The organism is Bacillus aquiflavi, from assembly GCF_019915265.1.
Classification (GTDB): domain Bacteria; phylum Bacillota; class Bacilli; order Bacillales; family Cytobacillaceae; genus Bacillus_BT; species Bacillus_BT aquiflavi.
On the sequence record NZ_CP082780.1, the window covers coordinates 845,323 to 867,539 of the forward strand.

Consider the following 22,217-nt stretch of genomic DNA (forward strand, 5'->3'; position numbering starts at 1 on the left):
GAAACGAGAGAGAAGCTCCCTTCTTCTTCAATTCATATTGCAGGGGAAATGAGTCAATAAATTAATAAAGTAACATAACATAGCCTTAGGCTAAAAAGTATTATACGAACGATAAATGACTATTGCTATAAGTTAACTGATAATGTTGACAAATGAATGTATTTTAATCATGTAATTGTTTACAAATGAGTCAGCTTGTAACGACAAACTGGCGCTGTTTTGATACGATAATTATATGGATTCATTTACGATGAGAGGAGGTAAATCTTTTATGACTGGCTTCGCTAATGAACAAGAAACCGATGTAAAGACAGGCCTTTTAGTTCAAACATTAAAAGAAGAAAACATTGATTTGTTTCGGGATGAATTTTTGCAAATGCATCCATATGATCAAGCAAATTTTTATGAAGAAATGGATGAAAAAATGCGCACCAAAATGTATCACTATCTTTCCCCGAAGGAAATGGCGGCTGTATTTGAAAATATTGAAATTGAAGAGGAAAACTATCAAAAAATATTATCAGAAATGCTCCCTCACTATGCTGCTGACATGCTTGCTAACATGTACACTGATGATGCGGTCGATGTGTTAAATGAACTTGATAAAGATCAAGTTGTCAGTTATTTAACAATCATGGATAAAGAAGCGGCAGATGAAATTAAAGGTTTACTTCATTACGAGGAGTCGACAGCGGGAAGTATTATGACGACGGAGTTTATTGCTATTTTAGCAAACCAGACAGTCCGTTCCGCTATGGTTATTTTAAAAAATGAAGCAGCGCGGGCAGAAACGATTTATTATGTGTATGTTATGAATGATCATAAACAGCTTGTCGGGGTTATATCACTACGTGATTTAATTATTAATGATGATGAAATGATGATATACAAAATGATGAATGAGCGTGTTTTATCTGTATCTGTCAGTGAAGATCAAGAAGAAGTGGCAAGAAAAATGCGGGATTATAACTTTCTCGCTTTACCGGTTGTCGATTTTCAAAATCATTTGCTAGGGATCATTACGGTTGATGATATTATCGATGTTATGGAGGAAGAAGCATCTGATGACTATTCAAAACTTGCAGCAGTTTCAGATATGGATACGTTTGATAAAAATCCGTTTTCGGCAGCAAAAAAGCGTCTTCCATGGTTAATTATTTTACTATTCCTTGGAATGTTAACTGCGAACTTAATCGGTCGATTTGAAGAAACATTAAATCAAGTAGCCATACTAGCTGTATTTATCCCACTAATAGCTGGGATGGCAGGAAACACGGGTACTCAAGCTCTAGCTGTTGCTGTAAGAGGAATTGCCACTGGAGATTTACAAAAGGAAAGTAAAAGACAGCTTATATTGCGAGAAGCAGGAACAGGGCTCATAACAGGGACTACTTGTGGAATATTAGTGACAATTATCATTTATGTTTGGCTCGGAGATATTTTTCTCGGTCTTTTAGTTGGTTTTTCAATCTTGGCTGCATTGTTCGTCGCTACTCTAGCTGGTGCTTTTGTTCCCCTGTTAATGCATAAGCTTAACATTGACCCTGCAGTTGCTTCTGGTCCTTTTATTACTACTGTGAATGATCTTATTAGTATTTTTATTTATTTTCAAATGGCTACACTATTTATTCAACATTTAACAAGTTAATTTTCAGATTGTAGACAAAAGGTGTTTTGCAGAAAATAATGCGGTCGCCTATTGTCTGCAATTTGGGCTTCCTTTTAAGTCTCTATTTCATTAAAAATGAATCTTACAAAATTGTAAGCTACCTGTAAGTGAAAACGATTTATGAATATGGCTCATTTATTTAAAATAAAGATAAGAAAATAATGAAAAGCAGGTGAATCAGATGAGCCATAAGTTTATAAATGTTGTCTTTGGATTATTCTTTTTCATCATTGTTTCTATAGGAGTGTATTTTGCAATTGTGAATTAAAGGTAGAAAGGAATTTTATCACATGCCTTTTATAAAGATAGATCATGTTAAAAAAGTGTATCAAGGAACAGTCAACTGTGAAGCCTTAAAGGAAGTATCATTTAATATGGATAAGGGTGAGTTTATCAGTATTATGGAACCGTCTGGAAGTGGAAAAACAACATTATTAAATTTAGTTTCTACAATTGATACTCCAACGAGGGGTACCATTTTAATCGATGGTCAAAACCCGCAGCAGCTGAAAAAAAGTGAATTGGCAATATTTCGTCGAAGGAACTTAGGCTTTGTGTTTCAAGATTTCCATTTACTTGAGACATTAACGATAGGAGAAAATATCGTGATTCCGCTCGTTCTTGAAGGAGTAAATATTACTGAGATCGAACAAAAACTTGCCTTCACTTCAAAAAGACTCGGCATTGATAAAATTCTTGACAAAAGAATACATGAAGTGTCAGGCGGGCAAAAGCAGCGAGCAGCCATTGCAAGAGCAATGATTCATTCACCGAAAGTTTTATTGGCTGATGAGCCAACTGGAAGCCTTGATTCAAAAGCATCTAAAGATGTGATGGAAACGATCGAACAATTAAATCGTGAGGATGAAACTTCAATTATGATGGTAACTCATGATCCCGTTGCCGCAAGTTATTGCAGTCGAGTGTTATTTATAAAAGATGGCGAAATATATAATGAACTAGTTCGCGGGGAAAGACGTTCAGTTTTTTATCAGAGCATTTTAGACGTATTGTCCTTTTTAGGCGGTGAAACAATTGACGTTTCGCAAGCTCGCTTTTAAAAATGCAACTCGAAACTTTCCTGTTTTTGCCCCGTTCTTTTTTTCTAGCACATTTAGTATTTTTATTTTTTTTGTTTATGCTTTATTTACATTCCATCCTGATATTCAAGTAGAAGGGTCTGGATCATTGTATGTAGTTGCAGCAAGTGGAATGAAAGCAGCGCAAGTGATTTTATTTATGTTTGCGATTTTGTTCGTCTTTTATTCAATGGGTACGTTTTTACAGGCAAGACAGCATGAATTTGCTGTTTTATTTATTCACGGTATGACGAAGCAACAATTTTTGAACATCGTGATAATTGAGAGTTGTGTGATCGTTTTTAAGCTCAATTATTACCGGGGTGGTTATTAGGACTCGTTTTTGCTAAATGGTTTTTATTGCTTTTGTCTACATTAATGGGGATAGAGCCGTTACGCTTTTATATCCCAATAAAAGCGATTATTTTAACTGCTGTTTTTTTTTTACTATTGTTTATGATCAACTCATTGTTTGCGACAATATTTGTAAAAAAAAATCGCTTAATTCATATGTTAAGCAGACAAATAAGACAAAAAAATGAACCGAGCAGTTCGAAGATGATCTCAATCGGAAGTTTTTTGCTGCTCATTTTTGCTTATTATTTAGCAGCTACAGCCAATGGTGATACGATTGCATACCGAATGTTCCCAGTCATTGGGATGGTCGTTATTTCGACTTATTTTTTGTTTACACAATGGAGTATTTTTATGATCAAACTGTTAAAAAGAAAGAAGCGTTTATTGCTGAAAAAAACAAATTTAATATTTTTTTCCGATTTAGCTTTTAAACTTAAAGACAATGCTAGAATGTTTTTTCTAGTTTCAATTATATCCACTGTAGCGTTTTGTGCAGTTGGAACATTAGCGTCGTTAACGGCACAAACGAAATATTTTGAAATGAATTATCCATTTGCTGTTGGCTATGCAAATTTTCATGATCAACAGCTAGCAGCTAAACATGTAGGAATCATTGAAAGAGACTTGATAAAAGAAAATCTTCCCTATAAAAAAGTTATTTTGCAAGGAAAAAAAATAAAAAGTTTGAATAGCGGGAGTATAGTTACAGTGTTGAACGTTGACCGTTATAATCAAGCTGCTTTATTAATAGGGCTAAAGCCGCTTCATTTAAAAAATGGAGAGGGAATGCTCGTTCCACCATCTATTTGGTATACGAACTATTTAGATTCTTCAGTTAGAGAAATTTATTTAGAAGGATTTAATCGCCCGATAACATTAACCGGTAAAACTGAAGGCCCGATTTTTCCAGCGTTTATTCTAGGTTCTAACATTATCGTTGTTGATTCAACTGTTTTTAATGATTTACCTTCAACGATTAACGAATTTATCGGATTTAAAGTAGAAGATTGAAAAAAAACAGATAAAATAGGAGTTTCATTGCATAAAGAGTTTGATCGACAAAATGGCGAGATTCAAGAAAATACTTTTTTGTTTTTGTCAGCCGGCTATAATTATATGAACGAAATGAAAGTGTATAAAATGATGATATTTATCGGAGTTTTGGTAGGTGCTGTCTTTTTTATTACAGCAGGTAGTTTTTTGTATTTTCGACTTTATGCAGACCTTCCAGAAGATCAGGAACGTTTTAACATATTAAGGCATATTGGGTTAGCAGAAAAAGAGTTAAAACAAATTTTTACAAAAAAAACAGCAGCTTTGTTTTATTTTCCAATCGCAGTTGCAATTATTCATAGTATATTTGCCTTTAAAGCGCTTCAAAGTCTTCATGAAGTTTCTATTATGAAGGAAATAACGATTGTTATTGCAGGATTTTTGACAGTTCATACGATTTACTATTTCTTCATTCGTCGTGTATACTATCGTAAATTACTGAAAGGAATTCAAAGTTAAGGTAATCGTAAGGGGGCTTGGCAATGGAAGAAAAAATATTGGTTGTTGAAGATGATGAAGCGATTGCTTCTTTATTATGTAATCATATTGAAAAATACGGCTACAAAGGTGTTAAAGTAACAGATTTTAATGAAGTTTTGCAAATCTTTCATCATATACAGCCTCATTTAGTATTAATGGATGTGAATCTGCCTAAATTTGACGGCTATTATTGGTGCAGACAAATTCGGAATACCTCTTTATGTCCAATTATTTTTATTTCCGCTAGAACGAGTGAGATTGATCAAATATACGCACTTGAAAACGGGGCTGATGACTTTATTACGAAACCGTTTTATTACGATATTGTGATTGCAAAAATTAAAAGTCATTTGCGAAGAGCCTATGGTGAATATTCCACTAAAGAAAAAGATCGAATCATTGAAGTAAATGGAGTCTTTTTAGACGATGAACGCCTTGAAGTAAAATATAAAGATCGAACTGTTTTGTTGACACATAAAGAATGCCTGCTTTTGCGTTTATTAATGGAGCGTCATTCAAAAGTAGTGACTAGAGAAAGCATGCTCGATAAAATATGGGATGACCAACATTTTGTTGATGAAAATACGTTAAATGTAAATATTTCGAGACTGCGTAAAAAATTTGAAGAAATTGGTCTTGATCATGTCATCGAAACAATTCGTGGCAAAGGGTATATATTTGCACCATGAAAAAGTGTTGAAAAATTTGAGGTGAATTTATGAAGCTGTTTTTAAAGGAGCACGTCCCATTTATTTTATTTAGCATCATCTCTTTTCTAACTGTTGTGTCTGTATTTTGGCTTGATGGTTATCACCAATTATCTACAGTTTTATATGCGTTATTTCTTGGATTATTTCTACTCACCGCTTTTTTAATTATTCTATTTTATCGGCACAGTAAATTTTATCGTATTCTAGCACAAGGACGGGTGGCGGAGGTTAATGAGCTACCTGAGATGACAGCGCTCCAGTCAGCTGTGAAAAAATATCTTCAAACCCAAAAAGGATTATCAGATATTGAAATTGAAGATTTAAAAAAGAAACGTAAAGAGCATGCTTTTTTTATGAATCAATGGGTACATCAAATGAAGGCACCGTTATCTGTCATTGATTTATTAACAGCCGAGCAGGAGGAAGAGTTTATTTGGCAAATTCGAAAAGAGTTGAATCGGTTAGAAACGGGTTTGCAAATGGTTCTTCATGCTTCGCGACTTGATGTGTTTGAGGCTGATTTTAAAATAGAGAAAGCGAATGTTAATCAATTAGTGAATAAAGTAATTAGCGATCATAAGCGGTTATTTATCGTGAATGGTGTGTTTCCGGAAAATCATATTTCACATCAACTGACAATGTATACTGATGTAAAATGGCTTCAATTTGCAATAGGACAAGTAATTGTAAATGCTGTCCGCTATTCAAAAGGTTATCACGATAAAATATATTTTTATGCTAAAGAGGATGATAAAAAAATTACCATTGAGATTATTGATAAAGGAATTGGAATAAGAAAAGAAGATTTAAAACGAATAAAGCGCCCGTTTTTCACGGGCGAAAATGGAAGAAATTATAAAGAGTCAACGGGAATGGGACTTTATTTCGTCTCTGAAATCGTTTCAAAGCTTGATCTTGATTTTCAAATTGATTCAGAAGAGAGAAAAGGAACAACAGTCCGTTTTATTTATGATAAAGATCAATAAAATCTTTTCAATTCATTAAAGTTTGTGTATGATTAATATTAGTACTAGGTACTAATATCTTGTAATAATATATAGGAGGTTTCCTCATGACAGTTTCATTAAAAGGAAAAACAGTAGTCGTAATGGGCGTTGCAAATAAACGCAGTATTGCTTGGGGGATTGCCCGTTCTTTACATAAGGCAGGTGCACGGCTAATTTTTACATACGCTGGTGAAAGACTAAAAAAAAGCGTACGTGAATTGGCCGCAACTTTAGAAGGGGATGAATCTCTCATTTTACCATGTAATGTAACAAGCGATGAAGAAGTAGCGAAATGTTTTTCTACAATTAAGGATGAAGTGGGGACAATTCATGGAATCGCACATTGTATAGCATTTGCAAATAAGGAAGAGCTGCAAGGTGATTATATGAATACGACACGTGACGGCTTTTTACTCGCACATAATATTAGCTCATACTCTCTTACTGCTGTCGCAAAGGAAGCAAAGGATTTAATGGCAGACGGCGGCAGTATTGTTACACTGACATATTTAGGTGGTGAGCGAGTTGTAACAAACTATAATGTAATGGGTGTCGCAAAGGCTTCCCTTGATGCGAGTGTTAAATATTTAGCGAATGATCTCGGTCAGCTTGGCATTCGTGTTAATTCTGTTTCTGCTGGTCCAATTCGAACGTTATCTGCAAAGGGTGTTAGCGATTTTAACTCGATTTTAAAAGAAATTGAAGAACGTGCCCCTTTAAGAAGAACGACGACGCAAGAGGAAGTGGGCGATGCAGCACTGTTTTTATTTAGTGATCTTTCTCGAGGAATTACAGGAGAAAATATTCACGTTGACTCAGGATACCACATTTTGGCGAGATAATGATTTCCCTGATTGAACTTTAATTTATTGTTCAATCAGGGTTTTTTTATTGTCAGAAAAGAAACGTCTCAGAAATTAGTGCATACATATAAATAAAAAAGTGAGTGAGGTGCACAAATTGTTTAAAGAAAAAAAAGAAGTGAAAAAACCGTTATTATATATCGATCAACCTACTTTTAAACAACCTAAATTAAATATGCAAGAAACTTATTCATCAAAACGGGCAAAAAAACATGATGAAAAAAACAACAACAATAAATCGGTCAGAAAAATTAAAAAAAGGGGCGGCAAGGGATTAAGAAATCAAACATCGATTCGAACTCTTCCTGTTGAAGAAGAAATCCGAGTAGATCAGTTAGAAAATGAGGAAGAAGTGATTTCGACTAACAAAACATCTCCTTTTCAACGAGTAAAATCATTTAAAGAGATGGGTTTAGAAGAACGAGTACAGTATTTAGCTAATTTTCCAAAACAACTTCCATCCGTACCATGTTTATTTAAAACAAAAGAAAGAACTTATAAAGGATTTTTAGTACAATATGACGATAAAAAAACAGTAACAATTAAGCTTTACGACAAAACAGAAGCAACTATTGCTGTTTCAGAATTACTTGAAGTCAAAATGATTGGATATAAATAAAGTGTGAAAAAACCAGTCTGTCAAAGACTGGTCTCCGAAGAAATTGATTAACAAATATTAAGATTGACATCAGCAATACATTGAATCGCACAGAAACAATTTAAATCAACTGTAACGCAGTCATCGCTTTTTCTAAAATGATCTACTTGACAAACTTGGGTAAGATCGATACAGCAAGGATTTGTATCTGAAACGAGATTGACTATTTCATTATTTGACGATTTTGGGATGAGAACGCGAAGTGTTGCGCAACATGTATCAAATATTTCTTCTACGCGGAAGAAGATTGATACACATGCTTCACTAGTCCCCTTAAAGAATGCATGAAATGGGGAACCATCTGCGTTTTTTAAAATAAATACACGCGTATCAACACGATGTTTTTTCCCTGGTGAAACTAGCGCTCCAAGTGGCTCAAGAAAACAACTAGTAGGACATTCTGGACATTCTTCCACTACACTTTCTTGAATATCTTTAATTGCACGAACGACTTCACATACGCAACCTTTTTCTTTATGATGAGTATCAGGTTTTTTTCCACAAGACATTGTTATTTTCCTCCTTAAATCATTTGTGTTTTTACACTATTAACATATTGTTAGATCAGGAGGAAAGTAACGGACAAACGCCTTTTATTAAGGAAATTAGGCTGTACTATTTTTGAAAATTCACAGCAGAACCGAGGTGAGCGTGGTGGACAATATGACCTTTTTCGATTTTCTCCTTCTCTCTTTAGCATGTTTCCGATTAACACGGCTTGTCGTTTATGATAAGATCTTCGATATTGTAAGAGCTCCTTTTATGGTGATAGTTGAGGAAGAAGCGGAAAATGGTGAAAAAGAAATATATTTTGAACCGAAAGAAAAAGGATTAAAAGGTTTTATCGGCGAATTGATCAGCTGCTATTGGTGTGTCGGGATATGGTCAGCTACAGGAATTTATTTTTTTTATTGGCTATTTCCAGCTTTCGTTTCGCCCTTGCTAATTGTGTTAGCAATTGCAGGTTTAGCATCAATTATCGAATCAATTATTCAAGTATGGATATATTAGGTGAAATATTTATCATAAATCATGACAAAACGGGGTGGGATCGATGTGAAAAAGAAGTCTAAAAACCGTCCGAAAAAGGTAAAGAAAAGCTGCGGATGCGGGAAAAAAAGTTTAAAGAAAAAGAAATCGAACTTCTAGTGAAGCTAGAACCATTCTGCGAAAGTTTAAGCCCCAATTTTAAAGCACCTAGCGTCATTGTGGCGCTAGGTATTAATAGAGATTTTCCCCATATTCAAAATAAGAGGTTTTCAATGAATTTCCATTTGTTTTTTCTCATAAAAACAATCATGTTCGTGGACAATATGAAATGAGTTTAAATTTACATAGGAAGGAAAATTAAAATGATAAAATGTGTACGGCATTTTAGTGTAATACTCATTTTAACGTTTATATTTACAGGCTGTCAGCAAAAGGAAGACGATGAAAGCAGACTTGCATTAATTAAAACAACCGATCCTTCACCAACAGTCGTGAAAAAAAAAAACAACATACAAGGACGCTGAAATAGCTGAAAAAATAAAGGAAACCGTTTTATCTAAAAAGCAAATTTACGATGTTGCAATTGTAAAAGGAGATAGTCAAATTCTTGTTGCTTATAAAGTAAAACATTTATATCGCTTTCAAATGAAAAAATTAGAAAAGAGTGTAAAGAATCAATTTAAAAAACAGTTCCCTAAAGAGAAATTTACTGTATCAAGTGATTATAAAGTTTTTCTTGAAGCGGTAAAAATGAATGAAAAAATGAAAGATGCCGACTATGATGAAAAAAAAGCAAGTAAACGATTAAAAACATTGATAAAAATGACGAAAGAATTAACTTAAGAAAGGAGTTAATATCGTGGGGAACAAGCAAAAGCAAACAATGACACCACAACAGCAAAAGTACAAAAAAATAGAGCAAACTCATGAGATAAAACGACCTGTATTAAAAAATTGTATAAAAGCATTTTTTGTCGGGGGTTTGATATGTCTCATCGGACAAGCAATTACATATTTTTATATATACTTTTTTAATTTTACGGAGCAAACTGCAGGTAATCCGACTGTAGCAACAATGGTATTTATCTCAATGCTGTTAACGGGGTTTGGTGTATACGATCGTTTAGGGCAATTCGCAGGCGCAGGCAGTGCAGTTCCTGTTACAGGATTTGGAAATGCGATTGTTTCTGCAGCGATTGAGCACCGAACAGAAGGTTTTGTTTTAGGTGTTGGCGGAAATATGTTTAAACTTGCAGGTTCAGTTATTTTATTTGGAGTCTTTTCTGCCTTTGTTGTAGCTTTAGTTAAAACAATCTTTATTCAATGGGGAGGCTTTTAAATGCTGCGTGGACATCAAACATGGGTTTTTCAAAACCGCCCCGCAATTATTTCAACTGGTGTGTCTGGTGGTCCTTTTGAAGCAAATGGGAATTTAGCTGATGATTTTGATATTCTTCATAAAGATCTTTGGATGGAACAAGATTCATATGAAAAGGCACATCGAATATTAATAGAAGACGCAATTGAAGTTGCATTAAAAAAAGGAAATCTTGCAAAAGAAGACGTACAATTTTTAATTGCCGGCGATTTGATTAATCAAATTACCCCAACTAGTTTTGCTGCAAGAACAGTTCAAATTCCTTATTTAGGAATATTCAGTGCCTGTTCTACATCTGCCGAAGGACTAGCACTAGCATCATTTTTAATTAATTACCAAGGCGCTAAATACATTTTAACTGGCGCATCTAGTCATAATGCAGCGGCGGAAAGACAGTTTAGATACCCAACTGAATATGGAGCACAAAAACCCCCAACTGCACAGTGGACAGTAACTGGAGCAGGTGTTGCTCTCTTAACAAATGAGGCTAGCCTAGCTGGAAACCATCCAGTTACAACTAGCGCAACAATAGGAAGAGTGGTTGATATGGGGCTTACTGATCCATTTAATATGGGTGGGGCGATGGCCCCAGCTGCTGTTGATACAATTACAGCTCATTTTCGTGATATGCAAAGAGATCCTTCTTATTATGATTTAATTGTTACCGGAGATCTAGGTAAAATTGGTTACCGTGTCGCTTTAGATCTATTACAAAGCAGTGGGCTGGATATAAAAGAAGATCAGTATAAAGACTGTGGGATAATGATTTACCGGGATGATCAACCAGTACAGTCCGGTGGCAGTGGGGCAGCAAGTTCTGCTACAGTAATGTATGGTCATTTATTAAATGAAATGAAAAAAGGCGTTTATAAGCGAATTTTATTTGTTGCAACAGGTGCTCTATTATCTCCATTAACATATCAACAAAATGAAAGCATTCCCTGTATTGCTCATGCAGTATCAATTGAGATGCCATAACCCAAGTTTAGACTTAGACAGAAAGGAGAGAAATAAATGATAGCGATGTTCTTTTGGGTTTTTGTTGTTGGTGGATTTATATGTATGATTGGTCAAATCATGTTTGATGTAGTAAAATTAACGCCCGCGCATACGCTTAGTTTATTTGTTGTCATCGGCGCAGTTCTTGATGGATTAGGGCTATACGAACCGCTCATTGATTTTGCGGGCGCAGGTGCAACGATTCCGATCACTAGTTTTGGCAATTCATTAGTGCATGGGGCGTTACATGAGGCTGAACGGCATGGCATTGTTGGTGTCTTGACAGGAATGTTTGAAGTGACAAGTTCAGGGATTTCAGCCGCAATCGTTTTCGGTTTTATAGGGGCATTATTTTTTAAATCAAAGGGATAAATGACAAAAGGGCTTTCAATAGGAGGCCTGCCCACGCAGATTAAAGTTACTTCACATATGTTATAAGTGAATAATTTAAAAGTGAGGTGACACTATATGGGCTTTGGTTGCTTTGGTGGTTACTACGGCTACGGCGGTGGTTACGGTGGTTCATCATTTGTTTTAATTGTCGTATTATTTATTTTACTCATTATTGTTGGCGCAAGTTGGTTCTAATTAAAAAAATGCCGTTTCGTTGGAAACGGCATTGTAGTTTGTAGATAAAGTCAATATATTAAGAAAAAATGTTTTCAGTCTAGTTAAGATGTGCAGCACGGGACGGAAACGAATAGAACAGTTATAACTTTCTGAAAACCGCCATTTTTAATCCACTTTTTTGAGAACGTATCACCTTTTTTACCTCCTTTCATAAACTAAAAGTAGTTAAAAAAGGAGGCAAATTATAAAATATGGATAATAAATTTTTTCAAAATATTGAAAAGAAAACAGGCGTAAATATGAAAGAAGTATTTGAACTGGCCAATTCATTGCAAAATGCTAATTTCCAAGACGAGAAAACAGTTCGCAACGTAATTAGAAGAGTGTCACAAATAGCAAAGAAAAAGGTAGATAAAGAAACAGAAGACAAAATTGTAAATTCGATTGTTAGCAATGGGAAAAAGCTTGACTTTAATACAATCGCTAATATGATTAATAAAAAATAAAAAACATGGAGCAGCGCTGTGCAATAACACAAAGCTGCTCCTTCTTTACTTTTAATCAAGCATTTTTTCCATCGTTCTATGAATGATTCCAGCTTCGAGAAACTCATCGGAAATAATTTGATAACCTAATCGTGTGTAAAAAGGAATAGCGTGCTTTTGAGCATTTAATTTTACTTTATTAACTTGTTGATGTTTTGCAAATTCTTCAATTTTGCTCATGATTATTTTTCCAGCCCCGCATTTGCGGTTTTCCTTTAAAATACAGAGTCTCTCAATTTTTCCGTATTCGTCTATCATTCGAAGACGTCCCGCTCCTATTGGCAGTGTGTCATCATAAAGAACAAAGTGGGTACAATTTCCTTCAAATTGATCAAATTCTTCTTCGGGCGATACATTTTGTTCGTTTACAAAGACAATTTTTCGAATCGAAAACGCATCATTCAGTTCTTTTTCAGTCGAAGCAATTTGTACGTGCACTACTTTTCTTCCTTCCCGAGTCGAATGGTTTCATAAACGGTCCATGAACCATTTTCAAGCTGGTAGAGGAGGTGGAAACGATCAACGATTTCCTCTTCAACATTTACTTTTACCATTTTTAACTGGCCATAAATATCTGAATGTTCGTCATTTGAAAGGTTTTGACCAATTGTGATATGAGGGATGAACGCATATTCTGGTGTACTATCAGTAAATCTGTGCAAGTCTTCATGTAAAGATTCTAACTCATCCGAATGGTTAATTTTAATATAAATGACATTATTGACAGGTTGAAATGAACTAATTTTATAAGCATTTAACGAAAACGGTTTGTGTTCTTCACCGAACTTAAGAAGTTTATCCGCCAATTCTTTTGCCTGCTCCTCTGTAGCCTCGAAAGGAGCTTTAAGAGTTATATGAGGCGGAATAAGTGCATAATGCGGATCATAGCGTTTGCGGTAAGAATTAGCAAAATCTTGTAGCTTTTTTGATGGGAAAATGACAATACCTAATTTCATAGACATTACCTCCAGTTTTTTTATCTTTTAAAACATACTTTGGTATATCTTGCTTAGCTATTTTCAAATTATTATAACAAATAATCTTATTTGATGTATGATATTTTCTCCTTTATGACTTTCGACTCATGAAAACATGTGCTTTAATGCACGTTTTAAATCTGGTTGCCAATATGTCCATGTATGGTTTCCAAAAAACTCCTCAGAAAACAACGAATATTCTCGTTGTTGAAAAAGGTTAGCTAGCTTTCGGTTTGGTTCAACAAAGTTTTCTGTAACTCCTGTTGTTAGTTTTACTTCTGTTTCATTTTTACCAAAAACATGATAAATATTTAATAAATGTGGATCAGAAAACGCCGCCACTTTATTTAGAACATCTTCATTTACGTAAGGAGACTGGAGAATTACTTTGCCAAACGTATGAGGATAATGAATAGCTGCAAGCAAGGAAACGGTTCCTGCAAGTGAATCACCAACAAGTGCTCGTCCCATTCCTACATGATAAGTAGGGAATCGCTCTTCAAGAAATGGAACTAGCTCATGTGCTAGAAAGCGAATATAATTTTCGTTTTTTTCTCCATTCGGATGATACTTTTTACGCCGATCGACTACATTTTGATAAGGAATTCCTACAATGATAACATTTTCAATCTCTTGATTATGGTGAAGTTCATCAGCAAAACGGGCAATTCTGCCAAGCTGAAAATAATCCCGTCCATCTTGAGCGATTAATAACGAATATTTGTATATTGGCGAATAATGAGCTGGTAAATAAACGAGAAGGTCTATTTTCTCGTTAAGAGATGTGCTGAAAATTGGTATTTCATTTACCGAGCCTCTTGGAATATGATTCATCGTACATCCTCCGTAATTCAATCTTTTTTTATAATTCTAACATATTTATGTTAAGGATATGTAAGGTTATATTTAAACTTCCCAAAGGTTCGCACTCTTCGAAGTATTATTGATATTCCAACTTTTATATACCACTCATGTTAAAATAATGAAAAGTTTGATCTGAAATGAGGTGTATTAAGTGGCCGTAGTCGAGGTGTTTATGTTTCTACTAGTCATTGGATTTATCGTCTTCAATATTTTTGGTTCTAAGAGCAAGCTGGATACAGTTAAGAAGAGGTTATATATTATTAGCCTGATCGTAACAGTAGTACTGTCATTTATCCCCAGAGGGAGTAGCAATGGATTTTTCTATCTTTTTGGAATCCCTACAGAGACTTTCACTTATTGGCAACACGGCTTATCATTTCATTTGTTTGGGTTTATAGCAAATTTTTTTTATTTTACTTTGTTTTTAAGCTAATTTGGTGGGGAATTATCAGAAGAGTAGGGAGTGATTTTGAACAGTGAAGCTGAGAATAAGCACTCTATTACTTAAGAATGTTAATTTCTCATTCATGATTATCAAGCGAATCGTGAATAGTATAGAAGTGAAATATCAGTCAAGATTGAATGAGTTGTTGGAAATACAAATGCTTGCCTATGGCTATTTCCTAAAGGAATTTTCAGAGACTTTTACCGATTATTAATAGAATCGTACAGCTAGCATAGAGTAGCCCTTTTGCATCTTATCACATTATAGTAAAAAAACTAATAAAACACCGTATACAAATGGGCGCACAGAAGCTAATAATGATAAAAAATATTAAACGCCAGGCATAAAACCGCTAGCGATTTAGACAACTTGTGCTTTTGAGAGATATAGGGAACATTGATAAAATTCTCATCGCTCCTTTTTTATCATTTTGGCTTCTTTTTCACCAACTAAACCGTTCTTGTAAGGTGAAGAAGGAGATAGTCTGTGCGGAACACAAATTTTGCTTACTAACTGGCGGAATTTTGCTCGATTTACAAACAATAGTGGAGAGACTTATTGACTTTGTTTATAAGCTAGGTTATATTTTTCTCTGAATTTACCCAAAAACATTTGATATATAATATAATAGGCGTAATCATTATTAAAAACATGAATTAAGGGAGAGAGTTGGATGGCACGTCGACACGTTCATAGTAAGAAGGTGACAATCGCTGCAAGACAAGCGTTAGAGGATAGGGGTGTTCCGCTTGAAGCGATCGGGGAAATCGTTTATGATATGCAGTCGCCTTATAATAACACATTAACATTGGCTGATTGTGTGGAAAGTGTTGAAAAGGTTTTATTGAAACGAGAAATACAACATGCAATTTTAGTAGGGGTAGAGTTAGATCGCCTTGCAGAACAAAAAAAACTGTCTGAACCGCTACAAACAATTATCGAATCGGATGAAGGATTATTTGGAGTAGATGAAACGATTGCGTTAGGAGCAGCACTCGGCTATGGAAGTATAGCAGTAACAACTTTCGGTCATTTAGATAAAAATAAACTTGGAATCATTAAGAAACTAGATACGAAAAAAGGAGGCAGTGTTCATACATTCCTTGATGATATTGTGGCAAGTATCGCTGCCACAGCATCTTCACGTATTGCCCACAAAATGCGCGATGAAGAAGACTCTCTAACGAAAGATAAAACAATTATTAATGAAGAAGAAGAATTAATTGGCTAAAAGGTTAAAAAACTATTATTTTCAGCAAAATAAATGAAGATCGAAGCTGTGAATAGTTTCAATCGTATTTCAATTTTTTCAAAACATATTGACAATAGTCTAAATGATTATGTTAGAATAAAATTCGAAAAGTATCATGTTAATAAAAAAGGGGGAAATTTTATGAAGAGGAAAAAATTTCTTTTCGCAATGATTTTACTGTTAACGTTTTCAATGGTTTTATCTGCCTGTGGAGGGAATAAAGAAGATAAAGCAAAAGATAAAGACAAAGGTGCTAGTGATGACTTAGATTTTATGAGTATCGTTACGGGTGGAACTGGTGGGACTTACTACCCGCTTGGCGGTGCTTTTGCTAAATTAATTTCTGATGAAGTTGGGGTTCAAACAAACTCAGAAGTTTCTGGTGCATCTGCTGAAAATATGAATACATTAAAAGATGGCGATGCAAAAATTGGTTTTACACAAACTGACATTGCTTCTTATGCAAAAGATGGCAAGCTTATGTTCGAAGATGACAAGGTTGATAATGTAGTAGCAATCGGCGCTCTATATCCTGAAACAATTCAAATTGTTACGACAGAAAAGTCAGGCATTAAAACTGTCGAAGATTTAAAAGGCAAAAAGGTGTCTGTTGGTGCACCTGGATCTGGAACGTATGCAAATGCTGAACAAATTCTTGAAATTCATGGGATTACAATGAAAGATTTTAAACCGCAAAATCTTTCTTTCGATGAGTCAGTTAACGGTATTCAAGACGGTGCAATCGATGCTGCTTTTGTTACAGCGGGAACACCTACTGGTGCTGTCGAAGGTTTAGCTGCTACTGAAAAGGTAGTAATTGTTCCAATTGCAGAAGATAAAATCAAAGAATTGATTGAAAAATACCCTTATTATTCTGAAGAAGAAGTTCCTTCTGGCACTTATGGTTTAAAAGAGACAGTTAATACGGTTGCAGTTCAAGCAATGCTCGTAGTTAGAGACGATCTTTCTGAAGATTTAGTATACAAAGTGACTAAGGCCATTTTTGAAAACACAGATGAAATTAGCCACGATAAAGGTAAATTAATTAAGGCTGAAAATGCTTTAACAGGGCTTGGAATTGATGTACATCCTGGTGCACAAAAATACTTTGATGAAAAGGGAGTTAAGTAAAGGCCTTTTTAAGTTGAATAAGAGTTTGACCGGTCGAGAGGCCTGGTTTTATCCTCAGGCCGGTTTTTTATTTGTATCATTTAACGATAACGGCTATTTTTGAACTGTTTAGAATAGTATAAATCTTATTATGTAATAAATATTTTTTCAGGTGGGGTTTATATGTTAAAAAGAAAGCTTCTCTTTCTGATACCCCTTTTTATTTTGTCCATTTCTATTTTTATTTTCATTCCAATAAAGGAAGCGCTCGTATTCAAGTATGAAAATACTGATGAAGTGATAGCTTACATTCCTTTTTCAAACGAAAAAAGCTTTCAAATTAAATATACACACTCCATCCACCTTTCAGATGTAGTCGAAAGCTATAAAATGACAGAAAACAATGAAATGATGCAATATGAACTCATGTTTGAGGACTTTGCGATTGGGATGCCATCTGAGGGGGGGGAAGGTGAAAAGTTTATTGTTAGTGACGGAAAATATTATCTTAAAAATATGAGGCGGACTTTCCCTTCCATTTTTTTAAGGACGGGGAAAGTCCGAGCAAATCATACGATTATTTATGAAAATAAAGAATATCCATTAGCTCAATCGATAAAACCCGGGACGTTAGTCCATATAAAAGGAGAAAAACTTACTATTTTACAACTATTGAAAGGAGTGAACATCCTTGAGCACTAAGGGGGAAACATTATCACAAAAAGAGCAGCAAGAGTTATTAGAGAAATTTGATCCAGAGGCCCGTACCCGTCATCTCAAGGGAGTCTTTGGGAAGATTGTCTTTGTAGGTCTTTTGTCATTTTCACTTTTTCAGCTTTATACAGCCATTTTCGGGCAATTAGCGAGTCAATTACAACGTTCCATTCACTTAGGTTTTGCGCTGGCACTTATTTTTTTACTTTTTCCTGCGCGAAAGAAAAAAGGGATTAAGCATAAGGTTCACTGGTTTGATGTCATTTTAGCAATATTAGCCGTTGGGGTAGGTTCTTATTGGCCGCTTATGTTGGACGAACTTGCCAATCGTGCGGGCAGGATTACTGACCTTGATTTCTATGTTGGATTAGTTGCTATATTATTAGTATTAGAAGCAACTCGCCGTGCTGTTGGGTTACCTATTACGATAATCGCAGGTTTATTTTTGGTTTATGCGATTTATGGACCTTACATGCCAGGATTTATTGCCCACCGTGGGTTAGAGTTAGATCGTCTAGTCCAAACGATGTTCTATACTACTGACGGAATTCTTGGTACACCACTTGGGGTGTCGTCTACTTTTATCTTCCTGTTTTTACTTTTCGGTGCATTTCTAGTGAAAACAGGGGTTGGCCAATATTTTAACGATTTGGCTGTAGCAATCGCTGGAAGAAGTACTGGAGGTCCGGCAAAGGTTGCTATTTTTTCTAGTGCATTACAAGGTACAATTAGTGGAAGTTCTGTTGCAAACGTTGTAACTTCAGGTTCATATACGATTCCAATGATGAAAAAGCTCGGTTATCGCAAAGATTTTGCGGGAGCAGTTGAAGCTGCTGCATCGACAGGCGGTCAGCTAATGCCGCCAATAATGGGAGCTGCGGCCTTCCTAATGGTAGAATTTATCGGTGGAGGTATCACATATTGGGATATTGCTAAAGCTGCTGCAATTCCAGCTTTGCTTTATTTTACAGGGATTTGGATTATGACACATTTTGAAGCAAAAAGGGTTGGTTTACGGGGCTTAAAGAAAGAACAAATACCTAATCGCAAAGAAGTATTTAAAAAGATTTATCTCCTACTACCAATATTAGCGGTCATTATTTTGTTAATGAGTGGAATGAGTGTAATGCGTGCTGCATTATGGTCGATACTCATTACAATTCTAATTAGTGCTATTCGCAAGGATACGAGAATTAGTTTTAAAGATATGATTTTAGCACTAGTTGACGGTGCCCGTACTGCACTTGGAGTTGCTGCAGCGACAGCAGCAGCAGGGATTATTGTTGGAGTTGTTACAAAAACTGGACTTGGTTTAAAGCTTGCAAATGGTTTAGTTGACTTAGCAGGCGGGTTGTTAATTCCAACATTAATACTAACAATGCTAGCTGCCCTTGTGTTAGGAATGGGATCGCCAACAACAGCAAACTATGTAATTACATCAACAATCGCAGCACCAGCTATTATTAAGTTAGGCGTGCCTGACTTGTCAGCACACTTGTTTGTATTCTACTTTGGAATTATTGCTGACATTACTCCACCAGTTGCTTTAGCTGCATTTGCCGCAGCAGGTGTATCGGGTGGGGAACCGATTCGAACCGGGGTGAACTCGGCCAAGCTTGCAATTGCGGCGTTTATTATTCCATATATGTTTGTCTTATCGCCAGAACTGTTAATGATTGATGCATCATGGGGTGAAATCGTCTGGATTGTCATAACTGCTTTAGCGGGAATGACAGCAATTGGGGCAGGCGTCATTGGCCAATGGATTAGAAAACTAATGGCATGGGAAAGACTTGCTGCTATTGCAGGCGGTTTACTGTTAATTTATCCTGGAGGATATTCTGATATGATCGGTCTAGCAATATTTATCGCTTTACTCGTTATGCAATTTGTTATTAAACGAAACGATACACCAAAAGCTGAAGCACAAGCAAACTAGTTTTAATTGGTCCGTAGAGAAAAAGAGATTCTCTACGGACTTACCCATATGAGGAAGAAATGATCGCGACAATGATCAATAAAAATTCAAAATATCTCTTGACAAATTCAAAAAAAAATAATATATTTATAATTGTCTTCATAATAAGATCTCGTAGCTCAGCTGGGAGAGCGCTACCTTGACAGGGTAGAGGTCGTTGGTTCGAGCCCAATCGAGATCATAGCAAGCGGTAGATTGCGTTATATAAACGTTTCTACCGCTTTTTTTATATTCCATAGACATCGTTTACAATGGCTACCTGCAGATAGCGCTCAATTTCTAACGATCATTATTTCATACGTCATTCTAAACGACCTCTACCCTGTCAATGATGGAAATTGGTAATTAATAAGAAGCTGAATTGATTAAATTTAAAGATAGTATAGGATTTGGAAAATAAATGTTTCTATTCTTAGGAAGAGGAGGACATGGAAAAAGGTATGACAAAATGAAATACTTTTAGATAAAAAAGTATTAATCGAACGTTTAACGAAAAATGTATTTGCTTATACTAGTTCAGTATATTTTAAATTTGATAGGCTAAGGCCCAAATTTTTACTATAGTAGCAGGAGCTTTACAAGAGTTATATTTGGGCCAATCTCGGGTGTTGTTGCGGATGGAGTTGATAGGAAAAAAGCTAACGAAAATGAATGCACAAAGTTAGGCTGTAATATCAAATTCATTAAGTTCAAGCTTACTATTTAAAGAATGCAAGCGTTTATTAACAGTCTGAATCCTTTTGTATTCCAAAGTGCTGTTTCGCAAGTTCTTTGAATTTCTTATTGTTCATTTTATTTTTTGTTATGACTCCATCTATCCGTTGTGTAAATGAGGTATTTGTTAAAATTAATTTTCCGCTATCTGTAAACAACGAAATTAAAGGATTTTTATTAAAGGGGGATTTTGGATGTTCACAGATTATTGTTTGGATCTCATTTAGTTCGGATATATCTGCAACAGGTTTACTGGAGTCAAAGGCATAGCCTATTTTCCAATCTGTATCTTTATGTTTTAATTTCATTTCAAGAATATGGTCTCCGTGTACACTATTCTCCTTTTTAATTCGAAATTCCCCATTTTTAGAGGTTACAGATTCTCCTGTTAAAGGAACAAGTTTTAACGGTAAATTACCTCCGAATCCTGTATCAATTAAATAAGTTTGCCCTTCATGATTAACAAGAATCGTGACGTGGGTCCTTCCTAGTTGTTGAAAAGCTTGAGTTTCATTATTATAAACGCCCCCACGAACTAAGAATGCATTGAATCCATTTTCAATTAAAAAAAAATAAAAAATGGCATTTAGTTCATAACAAAGGCCTCCTTCATTTCTGACTAATATTTTGTTAATTAAGTTCTCCTTCGTGATTTCATAAGTCTTATTCTCAATAATACATAAATTTTCGAAAGGAATGGATTGTGCTGTTTTTTCAAGAACGTGTTCTAGTTTTTCAAATCCAATATTTTCATCTTCTGAAATGCCTATTCTTTTGCGAAATAATATATTCAGCTCGGTCAATATTATTCCTCCTTTTTAGGATAAAACCCTATTGTATAAAGCAGATTATTTTTTTAAGTGACTTCAAAAATAGGAGTAAGCTCTAACATTAGCATTCTCTGTTTACTTTAATAAACTTTTATTATTCTGTCTAGTTTAGCCAGTGAATTTGGCAAGTGATATGTAGTGAAAGCCCTTCAAAAAACGAAGGGCTTTTCTATTATTTATTCGGACAGTGGTACCAGTGGTAGTAAAAATTCTCAAGAAGTTTTGCAAAGCAAGATGCTGTATAGTAGTTGTATACACCGTTTTGCGTTTGTAACTTCTGATCTATTTGGAACTGTTTAACTTTATCAGCTGTCCATTGATCGTAAATATCTCTTTCTTTATTTGCCTGTTGAATATATCCTAATGCTGCTAATTGAAAGTGGACAATTTTAACTGCTTCGCCTCGGTCGCCAATTGTAATATAAATATTCTTCTCCTCCCCGCTACTCGTAATATATTTTAGTGGATCTAAAGCATAACTCTTACTACTGTTCCAGACAGGCTGATGAAGTTCGAAATGTAGGTGATAACCATATGAATGGCCAGTATTACCAACTTCGCCAATCTTTTGCCCTTGAGTCACTCTTTGGCCGACGGATACATTTATGGAATGCAGGTGAGCATAAACTGTCTCATAATCTTTCCCATTAACTGTATGTTTAATAAAAATATGATTTCCATATCCCCCATTACAGCTTAAATTCCCTTCGTAACATCCCCCGTTAGCCCGAGAGACAACACCACTAGCAGAAGCTTTAACAGTGGTACCTTTTGGACAAGCGATGTCAATTCCGTGATGAGTAGGCCGATCGGGTGTTCTGAAGCCACTTGATATTCGTCCGTCAGCCGGCATAATAAAGCTCATTTAAAAACCCCCTTTCAAGTTTATAGAACATATGTTCTTTATTATAATATCAGTAAAGGAACGTATGTTCTAGTTACCTTTGTCTTATTTTAGACTAAGACAAACCGACT

General features: G+C 35.2%; 27 protein-coding genes and 1 tRNA gene. 22 read left to right on the forward strand and 6 right to left on the reverse strand.

The window, feature by feature from the left end:
• Positions 1–271 precede the first annotated feature (271 nt).
• The 9 genes from mgtE (at position 272) to K6959_RS04310 (ending at position 7,837) form a co-directional block, all read left to right on the forward strand.
• The gene (mgtE, locus tag K6959_RS04270) at positions 272–1,648 is read left to right on the forward strand and encodes a magnesium transporter (RefSeq protein WP_223087742.1); all 1,377 of its coding nucleotides are present in this window, start codon (positions 272–274) and stop codon (positions 1,646–1,648) included.
• A gap of 311 nt (positions 1,649–1,959) precedes the next feature.
• Entirely contained in the window at positions 1,960–2,730 is a 771-nt protein-coding gene (locus tag K6959_RS04275; RefSeq protein ID WP_223087744.1) for an ABC transporter ATP-binding protein, read from the forward strand.
• Positions 2,705–3,082, forward strand: a complete 378-nt coding sequence (locus K6959_RS04280; RefSeq protein ID WP_223087746.1) for a hypothetical protein — start codon at positions 2,705–2,707, stop codon at positions 3,080–3,082. The genes K6959_RS04275 and K6959_RS04280 overlap by 26 nt, the downstream gene beginning before the upstream one ends.
• A 32-nt stretch (positions 3,083–3,114) precedes the next feature.
• The gene (locus K6959_RS04285) at positions 3,115–4,116 is read left to right on the forward strand and encodes a hypothetical protein (RefSeq protein WP_223087748.1); all 1,002 of its coding nucleotides are present in this window, start codon (positions 3,115–3,117) and stop codon (positions 4,114–4,116) included.
• Positions 4,117–4,143: 27 nt separating this feature from the next.
• Positions 4,144–4,617, forward strand: a complete 474-nt coding sequence (locus K6959_RS04290; protein ID WP_223087749.1) for an FtsX-like permease family protein — start codon at positions 4,144–4,146, stop codon at positions 4,615–4,617.
• A gap of 23 nt (positions 4,618–4,640) precedes the next feature.
• On the forward strand, positions 4,641–5,327 hold the full coding sequence (locus tag K6959_RS04295; RefSeq protein ID WP_223087751.1) for a response regulator transcription factor: 687 nt from the start codon (positions 4,641–4,643) through the stop codon (positions 5,325–5,327).
• 29 nt (positions 5,328–5,356) lie between these two features.
• A complete protein-coding gene (locus K6959_RS04300; protein ID WP_163240534.1) occupies positions 5,357–6,334 on the forward strand; it encodes a sensor histidine kinase in 978 nt (325 codons plus the stop codon).
• Between the two features lie 86 nt (positions 6,335–6,420).
• On the forward strand, positions 6,421–7,197 hold the full coding sequence (gene fabI / locus K6959_RS04305; protein ID WP_223087752.1) for an enoyl-ACP reductase FabI: 777 nt from the start codon (positions 6,421–6,423) through the stop codon (positions 7,195–7,197).
• Positions 7,198–7,315: 118 nt separating this feature from the next.
• Entirely contained in the window at positions 7,316–7,837 is a 522-nt protein-coding gene (locus K6959_RS04310) for a CotO family spore coat protein (protein WP_223087753.1), read from the forward strand.
• Positions 7,838–7,884: 47 nt separating this feature from the next.
• Here K6959_RS04310 and K6959_RS04315 read toward each other — a convergent pair whose 3' ends face one another.
• Positions 7,885–8,385, reverse strand: coding sequence for a CotY/CotZ family spore coat protein (locus K6959_RS04315; RefSeq protein WP_163240528.1), 501 nt, complete (start codon positions 8,383–8,385; stop codon positions 7,885–7,887).
• Between the two features lie 154 nt (positions 8,386–8,539).
• Here K6959_RS04315 and K6959_RS04320 point away from each other — a divergent pair, with 154 nt between their 5' ends.
• From K6959_RS04320 to K6959_RS04350, 8 genes are all read left to right on the forward strand, one after another.
• Positions 8,540–8,887: a DUF1360 domain-containing protein gene (locus K6959_RS04320; protein WP_163240679.1), complete on the forward strand. Its 348-nt coding sequence runs from the start codon at positions 8,540–8,542 to the stop codon at positions 8,885–8,887.
• Positions 8,888–9,228: 341 nt separating this feature from the next.
• Entirely contained in the window at positions 9,229–9,390 is a 162-nt protein-coding gene (locus K6959_RS18815; RefSeq protein WP_262421892.1) for a hypothetical protein, read from the forward strand.
• 43 nt (positions 9,391–9,433) lie between these two features.
• A complete protein-coding gene (locus K6959_RS18820) occupies positions 9,434–9,709 on the forward strand; it encodes a hypothetical protein (protein WP_262421960.1) in 276 nt (91 codons plus the stop codon).
• 40 nt (positions 9,710–9,749) lie between these two features.
• Positions 9,750–10,205: a stage V sporulation protein AC gene (spoVAC, locus tag K6959_RS04330; RefSeq protein ID WP_218943910.1), complete on the forward strand. Its 456-nt coding sequence runs from the start codon at positions 9,750–9,752 to the stop codon at positions 10,203–10,205.
• Complete coding sequence (gene spoVAD, locus K6959_RS04335) at positions 10,206–11,222, forward strand: stage V sporulation protein AD (protein WP_223087755.1); 1,017 nt, start codon at positions 10,206–10,208, stop codon at positions 11,220–11,222.
• Between the two features lie 36 nt (positions 11,223–11,258).
• Positions 11,259–11,615, forward strand: coding sequence for a stage V sporulation protein AE (gene spoVAE / locus K6959_RS04340; protein ID WP_223087756.1), 357 nt, complete (start codon positions 11,259–11,261; stop codon positions 11,613–11,615).
• A 96-nt stretch (positions 11,616–11,711) separates the two neighbouring features.
• The gene (locus tag K6959_RS04345; RefSeq protein ID WP_163240518.1) at positions 11,712–11,831 is read left to right on the forward strand and encodes a YjcZ family sporulation protein; all 120 of its coding nucleotides are present in this window, start codon (positions 11,712–11,714) and stop codon (positions 11,829–11,831) included.
• A 233-nt stretch (positions 11,832–12,064) separates the two neighbouring features.
• Positions 12,065–12,319 carry a sporulation-specific transcription regulator SpoVIF gene (locus K6959_RS04350; protein ID WP_163240516.1) on the forward strand — a complete coding sequence of 85 codons (255 nt, stop codon included), beginning with the start codon at positions 12,065–12,067 and terminating at the stop codon, positions 12,317–12,319.
• A 51-nt stretch (positions 12,320–12,370) separates the two neighbouring features.
• On the opposite strand, the gene K6959_RS04355 is transcribed toward K6959_RS04350, so the two are convergent.
• From K6959_RS04355 to K6959_RS04365, 3 genes are all read right to left on the reverse strand, one after another.
• Positions 12,371–12,796, reverse strand: coding sequence for a GNAT family N-acetyltransferase (locus tag K6959_RS04355; RefSeq protein WP_163240514.1), 426 nt, complete (start codon positions 12,794–12,796; stop codon positions 12,371–12,373).
• Positions 12,796–13,314, reverse strand: coding sequence for a YjcG family protein (locus K6959_RS04360; RefSeq protein WP_163240512.1), 519 nt, complete (start codon positions 13,312–13,314; stop codon positions 12,796–12,798). Before K6959_RS04360 ends, K6959_RS04355 begins: the two co-directional genes overlap by 1 nt.
• 126 nt (positions 13,315–13,440) lie before the next feature.
• A complete protein-coding gene (locus K6959_RS04365) occupies positions 13,441–14,169 on the reverse strand; it encodes an alpha/beta hydrolase (protein WP_163240510.1) in 729 nt (242 codons plus the stop codon).
• Positions 14,170–15,317: 1,148 nt separating this feature from the next.
• Here K6959_RS04365 and K6959_RS04370 point away from each other — a divergent pair.
• The 5 genes from K6959_RS04370 to K6959_RS04390 all read left to right on the forward strand — a co-directional run bounded on the left by K6959_RS04370 (position 15,318) and on the right by K6959_RS04390 (position 19,879).
• Positions 15,318–15,875: a phosphatidylglycerophosphatase A family protein gene (locus K6959_RS04370; protein ID WP_223087758.1), complete on the forward strand. Its 558-nt coding sequence runs from the start codon at positions 15,318–15,320 to the stop codon at positions 15,873–15,875.
• 162 nt (positions 15,876–16,037) lie between these two features.
• The gene (locus tag K6959_RS04375; protein WP_223087759.1) at positions 16,038–17,027 is read left to right on the forward strand and encodes a TAXI family TRAP transporter solute-binding subunit; all 990 of its coding nucleotides are present in this window, start codon (positions 16,038–16,040) and stop codon (positions 17,025–17,027) included.
• Positions 17,028–17,189: 162 nt separating this feature from the next.
• Positions 17,190–17,708, forward strand: coding sequence for a DUF1850 domain-containing protein (locus K6959_RS04380; RefSeq protein WP_223087761.1), 519 nt, complete (start codon positions 17,190–17,192; stop codon positions 17,706–17,708).
• Positions 17,698–19,659 (forward strand): TRAP transporter permease, encoded by a 1,962-nt coding sequence (locus tag K6959_RS04385; protein WP_163240502.1) that lies wholly within the window; start codon positions 17,698–17,700, stop codon positions 19,657–19,659. The genes K6959_RS04380 and K6959_RS04385 overlap by 11 nt, the downstream gene beginning before the upstream one ends.
• 147 nt (positions 19,660–19,806) lie before the next feature.
• Positions 19,807–19,879, forward strand: a tRNA-Val gene (locus tag K6959_RS04390).
• 541 nt (positions 19,880–20,420) lie between these two features.
• Here K6959_RS04390 and K6959_RS04395 read toward each other — a convergent pair.
• Both K6959_RS04395 and K6959_RS04400 read right to left on the reverse strand, forming a co-directional pair.
• Entirely contained in the window at positions 20,421–21,215 is a 795-nt protein-coding gene (locus tag K6959_RS04395) for an arylamine N-acetyltransferase family protein (RefSeq protein WP_163240500.1), read from the reverse strand.
• 199 nt (positions 21,216–21,414) lie between these two features.
• A complete protein-coding gene (locus K6959_RS04400) occupies positions 21,415–22,107 on the reverse strand; it encodes a peptidoglycan DD-metalloendopeptidase family protein (protein WP_163240498.1) in 693 nt (230 codons plus the stop codon).
• Positions 22,108–22,217 lie beyond the last annotated feature (110 nt).

Bases quoted from the DNA above. Each gene is read 5' to 3' on its own strand.
- K6959_RS04365 (WP_163240510.1), bottom strand. From the start codon at position 14,169: ATGAATCATATTCCAAGAGGCTCGGTAAATGAAATACCAATTTTCAGC.
- K6959_RS04320 (WP_163240679.1), top strand. From the start codon at position 8,540: ATGACCTTTTTCGATTTTCTCCTTCTCTCTTTAGCATGTTTCCGATTA.
- spoVAC (WP_218943910.1), top strand. From the start codon at position 9,750: ATGACACCACAACAGCAAAAGTACAAAAAAATAGAGCAAACTCATGAG.
- K6959_RS04315 (WP_163240528.1), bottom strand. From the start codon at position 8,385: ATGTCTTGTGGAAAAAAACCTGATACTCATCATAAAGAAAAAGGTTGC.
- K6959_RS04380 (WP_223087761.1), top strand. From the start codon at position 17,190: ATGTTAAAAAGAAAGCTTCTCTTTCTGATACCCCTTTTTATTTTGTCC.
- K6959_RS04370 (WP_223087758.1), top strand. From the start codon at position 15,318: ATGGCACGTCGACACGTTCATAGTAAGAAGGTGACAATCGCTGCAAGA.
- mgtE (WP_223087742.1), top strand. From the start codon at position 272: ATGACTGGCTTCGCTAATGAACAAGAAACCGATGTAAAGACAGGCCTT.
- K6959_RS04400 (WP_163240498.1), bottom strand. From the start codon at position 22,107: ATGAGCTTTATTATGCCGGCTGACGGACGAATATCAAGTGGCTTCAGA.
- K6959_RS04360 (WP_163240512.1), bottom strand. From the start codon at position 13,314: ATGAAATTAGGTATTGTCATTTTCCCATCAAAAAAGCTACAAGATTTT.
- K6959_RS04300 (WP_163240534.1), top strand. From the start codon at position 5,357: ATGAAGCTGTTTTTAAAGGAGCACGTCCCATTTATTTTATTTAGCATC.
- K6959_RS04275 (WP_223087744.1), top strand. From the start codon at position 1,960: ATGCCTTTTATAAAGATAGATCATGTTAAAAAAGTGTATCAAGGAACA.
- K6959_RS18815 (WP_262421892.1), top strand. From the start codon at position 9,229: ATGATAAAATGTGTACGGCATTTTAGTGTAATACTCATTTTAACGTTT.
- spoVAD (WP_223087755.1), top strand. From the start codon at position 10,206: ATGCTGCGTGGACATCAAACATGGGTTTTTCAAAACCGCCCCGCAATT.
- fabI (WP_223087752.1), top strand. From the start codon at position 6,421: ATGACAGTTTCATTAAAAGGAAAAACAGTAGTCGTAATGGGCGTTGCA.
- K6959_RS04295 (WP_223087751.1), top strand. From the start codon at position 4,641: ATGGAAGAAAAAATATTGGTTGTTGAAGATGATGAAGCGATTGCTTCT.
- K6959_RS04345 (WP_163240518.1), top strand. From the start codon at position 11,712: ATGGGCTTTGGTTGCTTTGGTGGTTACTACGGCTACGGCGGTGGTTAC.
- K6959_RS04375 (WP_223087759.1), top strand. From the start codon at position 16,038: ATGAAGAGGAAAAAATTTCTTTTCGCAATGATTTTACTGTTAACGTTT.
- spoVAE (WP_223087756.1), top strand. From the start codon at position 11,259: ATGATAGCGATGTTCTTTTGGGTTTTTGTTGTTGGTGGATTTATATGT.
- K6959_RS04350 (WP_163240516.1), top strand. From the start codon at position 12,065: ATGGATAATAAATTTTTTCAAAATATTGAAAAGAAAACAGGCGTAAAT.